Source organism: Rhizobium leguminosarum, assembly GCF_001679785.1.
In the GTDB taxonomy this organism is placed as follows: Bacteria; Pseudomonadota; Alphaproteobacteria; order Rhizobiales; family Rhizobiaceae; genus Rhizobium; species Rhizobium leguminosarum_R.
Genome location: NZ_CP016290.1, coordinates 180,657 through 190,036, shown reverse-complemented (window position 1 = coordinate 190,036; position 9,380 = coordinate 180,657). Strand labels below are relative to the sequence as shown.

The window sequence follows — 9,380 nt, the reverse complement described above, 5'->3', positions numbered from 1 at the left end:
TGTGATGGGGCTATCTATGTGGTCGGCCCATTGCGGCGGATGGATTTAGGGCGTGCGCATGCAAGCATACGATTGAGGGCGGCGCAGCCGATGGCCACTTCCGTCTGCTGAGTGTGAAACGACCGAGCCCGCAGACGCCGCCCGATGATGGACTTGTATCGGCCGATGGCAGTCTCGACCAGCGAGCGCTTGCTGTAGCCGGTGGAGACCTGCCATTTCATTCGCCCGTCTCTGCTGATTGCAGGATATGCTGATCCCTTTGTCCGGGAGATTGATCGCCGGCTGGTTCGATCGCGTTGGCGCGCGGGGAATGACGATGACGGCAGCCGCACTGTGGTCGGCGACCGCGTCGTAGGTGGGCTTCCCGTCATAGGCGCCGTCGGCTGTGAACTGCCCGATCCGACTATCGATCTGGTTGAGTGCGTATTTCGGAAGAACGGGACAGTCGTTTCACTAAATCGCGGACAGTGGTTTCACTAATTCCGGGACAGCATGGTGTGGTCGATTTTCGCCTGCCTGGTTGAAGTCATGAGCGATTGATTTCGCCGTTTTCAGCGCCGGTCAAGTGGGATGGTGTTTTTTGCCGTCGCATGCTGTCGCCTTCAAGGGCAATGCGGTGCGCATTGTGGATGATCCGATCGAGGATTGCGTCTGCGATGGTCGGTTCTCCGATCATGTCATGCCACTGGGCGACAGGAAGCTGCGCGGTGATGAGCGTTGATTTCCGGCGATAGCGTTCCTCGAAGATTTCCAGCAGGTCGAGGCGTTGTTGATCTGTGAGCGTGTGCGTTCCCCAGTCGTCGAGGATCAGCAACTGGACGCGGGCGAGTTTGTCGACCAGGCGTGGAAAGCGGCCGTCAAGCCTGGCAAGGCCCAGATCTTCGAACAGACGCGGCATACGCAGGTAGAGGATGGAATGATCGAGCCGGGCAGCCTGACGGCCGAAGGCGCAGGCGAGCCAGGTTTTTCCCGTGCCGGTCTGGCCGGTGATGATCATATTCTCATGTGCCTTCAACCACGCCCCTTGCGCAAGCGACAGAGTGTTGCGGCGGTCGAGACCACGATGAGCGGCAAAGTCGATGTTCTCGATGCAGGCGTCGGGAAAGCGGAGCTTTGAAGCTGCAAGCCGGTTGGTCAGGCGCTTGTCGGATCGCAGAGCCGTTTCCCGATCGAGCATCAGGCCGAGCCACTCGTCGCGGCTGAGATCGCTGCTGTTGTTCTGAGCGGCAAGTTCGCGATAGGCCGTTGCCATTCCGGCAAGGCCAAGGGCCTGCATCTGATCGAGGGTTGGATGTGTCAGCATGGGTCTTTCCTTTCCTTCACTGGTAATAGGAGCCGCCGCGGATGTTGGTGTGCGGCGGGGTGGGTTTTGCCGGGTCTGTCTGGGGTTTGGTTCGATCGAGACCGGATTTGAGAATGGCGGCGACAGAGGAATAGGTGATGGAGTTGATGACCAGCGCCCGCTCGCACGCCGCTTCCAGGCGATCCGTCTCGTAACGGCGGGCAAGGGACAGAATGCCGAAGGCCGAGCGATATCCTTGTTCGGGATGAGGACGATCGCGCATCATCCGCTCGACCAGAATGGCGGTGTTCACCCCGATCCTTGCCGCCTGGTTCAAAAGCGATGCCGGCGTCGTGTTGGCATAACGCTGGTGGGATTTGGGCATATGCTCGTTGACCGTCACATGCCCGGATCGCTGAGAACGCCTGATATGGCTGGCAATCCGCTTGTGATCGAGAAATACCTCGACCACCCGGTGGGTCAGACGCACATCAACCTGTCGGCCGATCAAGCGGTGCGGCACAGAGTAGAAGGTCTTGTCGACCTCGACATGGTAATCGGGATGGACCTTCGCCGATTTCCATTCCGCATAGTCGAACGGCGTTGCTGGCAGCGGCGCAAGCGCCTTTCTCTCTACCTCCTCGAACAGGTCTCGGCGCGACTTTCCGATGTGGCGCATCGGGCGGTTGTTCAAGTCGTCAAGCAGAACCGAGATCGCGGCATTCAGATCAGCCAGACTGAAGAAGCGTCGGTTTCTGAGGCGAGCCAATATCCAGCGCTCGACGATCAGCACTGCACCTTCGACCTTGGCTTTGTCACGCGGCTTGCGGCTTCTGGTCGGCAGGATGGTCGTATCGTAATGTTCGGCCATAGCAGCGAAGGTGGCGTTGAGCGTCGGCTCGAACCACAGCGCCTTGGCGACGCCTGCCTTCAGGTTGTCGCACACGATCGCCTTCGTGACGCCGCCGAAGAAGCTCAGCGCGCGTTCCTGGCCCTCGATCCAGTCCGGCAGTTTCTGGCTGAAGCTGGCACAGGCGAATGTCAACGACGAGGCGGGAAGCATCGCCACAAAGATTTGTGCCGAATGGATGACGCCGGTCGAAGGGTCGATGATGGGGATGGTGTGGCCGGCATAATCCGTCTGCATCACCGCGCCCGCCTCATGACGGTTGCGGAACGTCGCGTGAGCGCGGCGTTCGAAGACGGCAAAACGGTCGCAAAACCATGTGTAGCCGTAGCCGTCGGGATGGCTCGCCCTGTATTCCTGCCAGAGCAGCGTCAGCGTTACACCCTTGCGCTTCAGCTCGGCGGAAACGGACCGCCAATCCGGCTCGACCAAGTCCTGTGGCGGCCGGCCAACGCGCCGGAAAAGATGTCGCTCCAGCGCGGCATCATCGTCCAGGCCCGCAGGCAACGGCCAGACCGAAAGTCCGGTCTCCCTCGCTCGCAACAGATACGTCGCCACAGAGGTTTTGCTGATCTTCAGGCGTTCCGAAACGGCGCGAACCGAAAGGCCCTGCTCGTGCGTCAGTCGCAGTATCGATCGAATGTCTTTCACTGTCGTTCGTCTCGCTTGCTTCCGTCTTGGCATGGCCCCTCTCAACCGATGATGAGGAGGCAATCTGCCAGAACGGCGCTTGCGAAAATCGACCTTAAATCCACGTCCGAGACTGTCCCGGAATTAGCGGAATCGCTGTCCCGTATTTACTGAAATCGCTGTCCGCGAATTACCGGAATCGCTGTCCCGAAATTAGTGAAACACGCAGGTTGAGCAATACGGCACCGAGGGGAGTGACGGTGACGGCAAGATCGATTTCGTAATCGGTGCCGGTGGGCTGGAGCACGGTTCGTATAGTGATAGCGGTCGCCACGTCCGAACCGTTCACCCTCGTTAAGATCCCGCTCGCGCGCATCGGTGGGTTCGATCTCGTCCTCCTGCTGCAGTTGGACGAGGTTGAGGATTTCCTTCATCAGGTACGGCCGGCGGTTTTGTGATCCCTCTCGACGGCATCGAGCACGGCCATCGAAAATGCATCGCCTGCAGTCGGCACGAGACGGGCAATGTCCTCGCCAATGTCGCTGATGCGCCGGGTCGACGTTTCGATATCGCGTTCAGCGTCTGGTATCTGTCGGCGAACCGCGAAGAGGTCGTCGTCGTGCGCGGCCCGCAGCCTTTCGAGGGCAATATCGGCTTCAAGCCCGGCCTTCTGCATCAGCCGCTCGTCACCGCTCGCAATGGCTTTCGCCATCGCGAACTGGTTGGCCGCACCCTCACCGAGATCTTCGAGCCGGCGGATAGACGTGTCGCCGGAGAGCGCCGCTGCAATGAAGCGCGCCTTGCGCTCATTGTTCTGCCACATCGACGCATCCAAGGATCCTTGCGTGGCATAGGCAAAGATATCGACCTCATCATGCTGGTTGCCCTGACGCATGATCCGGCCCTCGCGCTGTTCGATGTGTGATGGCAGCCACGGCACGTCGAGATGATGCATTACCTTAAGGCGAAGCTGCGCATTGACGCCGGTGCCATGGTCTCGGACGAACCAAGCAGGACCCGGACCTTCCCGGCGCGCACGTTGGCGAACAGCCGCTGCTTGGCCTCGGTCTTCTTGTAATCCTGCATGAAGGCAATTTCCGCCGCCGGCACCCCGTGCCCGACCAACTCGTCACGGATCCAGCGATAGGCGGAAAAGCCGCAGGTCGGCGTCGCGGCCAATCTGAAAACCGAAGACTTCGCGCACGGATACGCGCCATTGGCGGAGCTGTGGCGATGAGGAAATTGCAGAGGCTCTTGCTTATTACAAAGGCGATGTGCAATCTGCGCTGGCATCGATGCTGCAATCGCTACCTTCGCTAGCTGCGAGTATTGACGAAGGCGCCACGGGCCGTGGCGTCACGCGCGCGTGGCGGCCGAGATACGAGCGAGATTGATATGCTTGACCATGAGCAACCCAAAACCGTCGCCTTCGAAGTGGCATTTAACGACTGGTGGCGGTCGCAACCATCGTCTTTCCGAGACAGCGTTACCCCGTCGGCTGCACGCGCGTGCTTTCGCGCAGGATATAGCGCCGCAAGAACGCCACCGAACGCCGCTTCGTCTTCAGGGCGGGCCGCATGCGGATCACAGTCTGGGCAATTGGCCCTACGGCAGCGAAGGGGAAGGCCGAAATGGAGGCGGATCTCCGGGCAGCAAAGAAGGGATGGCCCAAGCCGAAAGCGGGCTGGCAACTCCAGGAGGAAAGATGAGCGATACCGACAACCCGGCCCTCCCGCGACTCGACACGTCGTGCGATCGGCGCTTACCCGGCAGGACGACCTTTCCTTGCTGCAAACAGTCTGAAACGATCACTTTTCAGGAGAGTCATCACGTTGTCTCGACGACGACGGGGGATCCCTTTTCGTAGACCCCTGAGGGTACAGGCCCTCAGACCCTTCGGTTGACCTCAGCAGGTCGTATGATCGCCGAATCAGAAAAAGGGACGACGAAATCGCAGCCGCGAAGGGGCGCTTGTCCATAGGTGCACACCACTGTTTGCAGGCGGAGGCACGTGGGAACCCTCAGTCGCCAGCGCCTACGTTTTCGGTTGCCGACGATACAGCGAACGTAGGCTTCTGCTGCGAGAAGTACACCCGCGGATACTCGTCCTGATGGATGGGATCACTCGGTGTGGCGCTTGATCATCGTCCATGATCTAACCGGGACAGCGATATTTGGACAGAGTTGGATCATGTCCGGCAGCCACCAGTGTTTTCCGGTGGGGTCGGGTTGTTGGTCACAATCAACTTACGACATCGTCGTCACCTTTGTCGGTTACGTGACAGTCCCTGACAGGCGTTCTACTCCTCAACCCCGTATTTTTCGCCCACATCGCTGAAATAGCAGCTCGTCAGCTCAATCGGCCTGCTTGGCACCACTCTTGAAGCTAATGAGAGGCGGCGGAAAGGCAGCCGCATCCACACTGCTTCCGCAGTCGTGCGAAAACGAGAGGACATTCCGATGAAGTTTTCTTTGTCGCGCATGAAAAAGATCAGCGATTTGGTTTTGCTGTTCTCCGCTTTCTCTTGCAGCTATGCCAGCGAAACCCTGGCAAACGTTGCAACGCGCCAAGCCCTCACACTTTACGGAAACGCCGCACTGACCGGGTTGTGCAGACATCTGAGCACGAACAGACTATGGGTCTGCGAGCTATCCGACAATCCCGACATACACCTGACTTTCAACGCTGACACGGCATTGCACATTACGGTGAGGACGCCGAGCTGTGAAGGAAACTCGGTCTTGGATGGCGAATGGCCCGACAACCTTAAGCTCGCCCCCGGCCAGCCGAAAAAGGTATGCAACGTCAAAATCGTCGACGAAAAAGAGGGCGATTACCTGGACAGGTTGAATGCCCTGCCCGAAATTATTTCAAAGTGCGAGGTCAGTTTCCAAGAAGCCTTCCTCAAGAACAGACTCAACGCGGAAACCGCCAATTTCTACATCGGGCAGTGCAAGCGCTATCCGGCTCCGCCCAAAACGTCGCAGGATGAGGATCAATCAGAATGAGACTCGGCTTGCGGCGAATACATTCGTACAGTTCCGGGAGACGTCGCCCCATCCTCCCGTTGTAAAGGCGACCACGCGGATACCGGAGGGTCCTGAGGAGTAGCGGAAGACCTCGGCGTCGAAGATGTGTTCAACAGGATCGGGCCGGCGCCATTCGAGCGGCGGCCTGACCTGCGGTGTAAGGCGCGATCATGGTAATAACGCGCGAGGACGATGTCACGTTGTCTGCGGCTTAACGATTGTGGGATAACGGGTTGGGATGAACAGTCCGACCGTAAGCTACAAGAACCACCGCTTTCCACCGCAGATCATCGCCCGTGCGGTCTGGCTGTATTTTCGGTTCCCTTTGAGCCTAAGGATGGTCGAGGAGATGCTGTTGGAGCGCGGTATCGTCGTCTCCCATGAGACGATCCGGAGATGGGGTCGCAAATTCGGAACGGCTTATGCCAAGCAGTTGTGCAGAAAGAGGCCTTCGCGAAAGGATATCTGGCCTCTGGATGAGGTGGTGATTTCCATCGGCGGCCGCAAACATTGGCTCTGGCGTGCCGTTGACCAGGACGGTTACGTTCTCGACGAGATCGTTCAAGCCCGCCGCGATACCCAAGCCGCCAGGCGATTGCTGGTCAGGCTGCTGAAGAAGCAAGGCCTGACGCCGAAGCGGATCGTCACCGACAAATTGCGCTCATATGGTGCTGCAAGACGGGAGGTGATGCCCGCCGTCGAACATCGATCGCACAAGGGCCTGAACAATCGGGCCGAGAATTCTCACGTGCCGCTTCGAAAACGGGAGCGGATGATGCAGGGATTTCGATCGGTCGGCGGCTTGCAACGGTTCATATCGATCTTTTCGGCACTCCGAAATCTCTTCGTCCCCCCGCACCCGAAAAACTCAGCCCTCGCCATCCACATCCATCGGATCCGCGCAATGGCGCAGTGGAAAGCCGTGACCGGCGCAACCGCCTGACGTCTCAGACAAGCGCCCTGTTCCGACCTTGATCAAACAACGTGACATCGCCCGCTGCGCAATGATCTCAGCGGGAAAGCGGTGGCGACGATAAAGCGGATCACGAGCAACTTCTGACATGGCCCATGTACGCACATCTTCATCAGCCGTCGGTTAACTTTAAGGTGCCCTGCGATCACCACAGCCGCAACGCGCATTGCAAAATCGGATACTTCGCCGCCATCTCGATACCTAAAAGCTTCAATCGCTTAAGCGTTGTTCAGGGCCGACTAAAGACAGCGCCTCATCCTTCACCCAGATGGTCAAATCACCACGTTGACGCAGGCTTTCATTATATGCCGGCCAATTCGTCACTTGATATTTCTGCTTGGCAATCTTGTCCCGCCGAGCGGCATTGAACGTGTGCAGAATTCGAAATCCCGATCAGGAGACTGAAAACTTGAGACTGAAAACAACCGCTCAATATCAGTCGACGGGTGATCCACGCAACAACGCCGGTTGCTCTCGTGTCCGTGAAGTCCGAATAATGCTCTATGTTCAGAACACCTTCTTTTTTGGTGTCATGGCCCGATGATGCACGACGGCAGTGGTTCGCGATCTGATGCCGGCCTAACGCTGATCGTAACCGAGTGGCGTGCGGAGTCGACGGCTTCAATCCAGCGCCGGCGCGGAGCCCGTGGTCGTCGCTTCGCGCCCGAAGGCCAGCCTTCCGGCCGCACTCACGGCAGGTCTTCGATAAAGGTCGCGGAGAATTTTACGTCGTCGCGCTGCGTTCGCACAGCCGCCGCGGCAGAATATGCACCCGCAAACGTCCTGCTCCAGAAGTGCCATGTGCTGCCGTCATCTCGTTCGTCACCGACGACGCGACATCGGCGATTACCGTCGAAACCGGAAAACGAGATATTACGGATGGGATAGGATATGCCCAGCCCTCGCCCCTTGAGATAAGCTTCCTTCAGTGTCCAGATCTCACAAAAGCGATCCGGTCGATCCGCTTCCGCCAGCCTCAGCAGCGCCGAACGCTCCTCTGGAGCAAGCGCAGTCGGCACCAGATGCTGGTAGTCGACCCTGCCGATCTGCTCGACATCCAGGCCGCAATCGGCTTTTTGCGTGAGGATGCAGCCCACCAATCCATCGGTATGAGACAGGTTGAAGCGGATCGGAGCAGAGGACGGCGAGACGAGTTCGGGCCGTCCCCCGGGTGCAGAAGCAAAAGTCAGTTCACGCGGATCAGCGACCATATAGCGGGCAAGCAACAGCCTGAGCAGGCCATGGCTGAAGACGTACATGTCGCGGTCGCGGTCGAAGACAAAGCGTCGGGCACGCTGGCGCTCCTCCTCGTTCAGAACGTCACGGGCCGCATTCCACAGCCTGACGCTTGCTTCCCTCGGCTGGCTCAGAAAAATATCGACCCGCAGTTCACTGCTCACCTGCCATGGATCCAGGTCGCCCGCCATGCTCATTGCTGGTGTTCCACGGCTGACCAGTCGACCAAATCGGCAATTGTTGGGCGTTGGTGCATGGATCGGGACTTGAGCGGATCTGGATCTGTGATGGGGCTATCTATGTGGTCGGTCCATTGCGGCGGATGGATTTAGGGCGTGCGCATGCAAGCATACGATTGAGGGCGGCGCAGCCGATGGCCACTTCCGTCTGCTGAGCGTGAAACGACCGAGCCCGCAGACGCCGCCCGATGATGGACTTGTATCGGCCGATGGCAGTCTCGACCAGCGAGCGCTTGCCGTAGCCGGTGGAGGCCTGCCATTTCATTCGCCCGTCTCTGCTGATTGCAGCGATCTGCTGATCCCTTTGTCCGGGAGATTGATCGCCGGCTGGTTCGGTCGCGTTGGCGCGCGGGGGAATGACGATGACGGCAGCCGCACTGTGGTCGGTGACCGCGTCGTAGGTGGGCTTCCCGTCATAGGCGCCGTCGGCTGTGAACTGCCCGATCCGACCATCGATCTGGTTGAGCAACGGCTCCACCTGCGATGCGTCGCCCGCGTCCTGGTCGGTCATCGTATGTGCAATGATCTCGCTGCTATCGGCATCCAGTGCCACATGCAGCTTTCGCCAACCACGGCGGGATCTGGCGCCATGCTTCTCCTCCAACCATTGGCCCGCGCCGTAGACCTGCAGTCCAGTGCTGTCGACAAGAATATGCACTGGCCCGTCCGGTCGACCCTGGAGGTCATGCGCCTTGTTGGGCGATTGCCCTGTTCGCGCCCGACGGCTCAGGGTGGTATGATCGGGGACAGCGAGCGCCAAGCCCATCAAGGGCAGCACCGATCCTAATAATCCTTCGACCTGACGCAGCCGCAAGCCGAACACCAGGCCCAGCGTCAAGGCGGTCTCGATGGCTAGATCGGAATAACGAGGCTGGCCACCACGCGTCGTTCGGCGTGGAGCAAGCCACATGGCAAGCGCCTCCGGTGTCAGCCACAGGGTCAAGCTGCCACGTCGCCGTAACCCCGCCTCATATTCCGGCCAGTTCGTCACCTTGAATTTCATCCTGCCGATGCGATGGTGGCGGGCGGCGTTATGTTTGAAAGGCATCAAGGTCACAGATCGGTTATTGAGGTTGCCGATCG

Annotated in this window: 5 protein-coding genes and 5 pseudogenes; 3 read left to right on the top strand and 7 right to left on the bottom strand. The window is 59.1% G+C overall.

Going from position 1 to position 9,380, the window contains the following annotated elements; all coding sequences use genetic code 11:
* Positions 1–14 precede the first annotated feature (14 nt).
* The 4 genes and pseudogenes from BA011_RS35425 to BA011_RS43320 form a co-directional block, all read right to left on the bottom strand.
* Positions 15–420 (bottom strand): annotated as a pseudogene (locus tag BA011_RS35425) (transposase); the annotation flags it as partial.
* Between the two features lie 106 nt (positions 421–526).
* Positions 527–1,303, bottom strand: coding sequence for an IS21-like element helper ATPase IstB (istB, locus tag BA011_RS35420; protein ID WP_065279981.1), 777 nt, complete (start codon positions 1,301–1,303; stop codon positions 527–529).
* Positions 1,304–1,319: 16 nt separating this feature from the next.
* Positions 1,320–2,873, bottom strand: coding sequence for an IS21 family transposase (gene istA, locus BA011_RS35415; RefSeq protein WP_065279982.1), 1,554 nt, complete (start codon positions 2,871–2,873; stop codon positions 1,320–1,322).
* Positions 2,874–3,009: 136 nt separating this feature from the next.
* Positions 3,010–3,983, bottom strand: a pseudogene (locus BA011_RS43320) (helicase-related protein); the annotation flags it as partial.
* Positions 3,984–4,214: 231 nt separating this feature from the next.
* On the opposite strand from BA011_RS43320, the pseudogene BA011_RS45685 reads away from it, so the two are divergent.
* The 3 genes and pseudogenes from BA011_RS45685 to BA011_RS35390 all read left to right on the top strand — a co-directional run bounded on the left by BA011_RS45685 (position 4,215) and on the right by BA011_RS35390 (position 6,792).
* A pseudogene (locus tag BA011_RS45685) lies at positions 4,215–4,528 on the top strand (hypothetical protein).
* Positions 4,529–5,279: 751 nt separating this feature from the next.
* Complete coding sequence (locus tag BA011_RS35395) at positions 5,280–5,828, top strand: hypothetical protein (RefSeq protein ID WP_064245965.1); 549 nt, start codon at positions 5,280–5,282, stop codon at positions 5,826–5,828.
* A gap of 213 nt (positions 5,829–6,041) precedes the next feature.
* Positions 6,042–6,792 (top strand): annotated as a pseudogene (locus tag BA011_RS35390) (IS6 family transposase).
* Positions 6,793–7,065: 273 nt separating this feature from the next.
* Here the strand turns inward: BA011_RS35390 and BA011_RS45680 are convergent.
* From BA011_RS45680 to BA011_RS35380, 3 genes and pseudogenes are all read right to left on the bottom strand, one after another.
* A pseudogene (locus tag BA011_RS45680) lies at positions 7,066–7,167 on the bottom strand (IS5/IS1182 family transposase); the annotation flags it as partial.
* Positions 7,168–7,511: 344 nt separating this feature from the next.
* A complete protein-coding gene (locus tag BA011_RS35385; RefSeq protein ID WP_065284273.1) occupies positions 7,512–8,255 on the bottom strand; it encodes a 4'-phosphopantetheinyl transferase family protein in 744 nt (247 codons plus the stop codon).
* 100 nt (positions 8,256–8,355) lie between these two features.
* Positions 8,356–9,345, bottom strand: coding sequence for an IS5 family transposase (locus BA011_RS35380; protein ID WP_065284272.1), 990 nt, complete (start codon positions 9,343–9,345; stop codon positions 8,356–8,358).
* Positions 9,346–9,380 lie beyond the last annotated feature (35 nt).

Excerpts from the sequence above, each read along its gene's own strand:
- istB (WP_065279981.1), bottom strand. The coding sequence starts at position 1,303 with ATGCTGACACATCCAACCCTCGATCAGATGCAGGCCCTTGGCCTTGCC.
- istA (WP_065279982.1), bottom strand. The coding sequence starts at position 2,873 with ATGCCAAGACGGAAGCAAGCGAGACGAACGACAGTGAAAGACATTCGA.
- BA011_RS35395 (WP_064245965.1), top strand. The coding sequence starts at position 5,280 with ATGAAGTTTTCTTTGTCGCGCATGAAAAAGATCAGCGATTTGGTTTTG.
- BA011_RS35385 (WP_065284273.1), bottom strand. The coding sequence starts at position 8,255 with ATGAGCATGGCGGGCGACCTGGATCCATGGCAGGTGAGCAGTGAACTG.
- BA011_RS35380 (WP_065284272.1), bottom strand. The coding sequence starts at position 9,345 with ATGCCTTTCAAACATAACGCCGCCCGCCACCATCGCATCGGCAGGATG.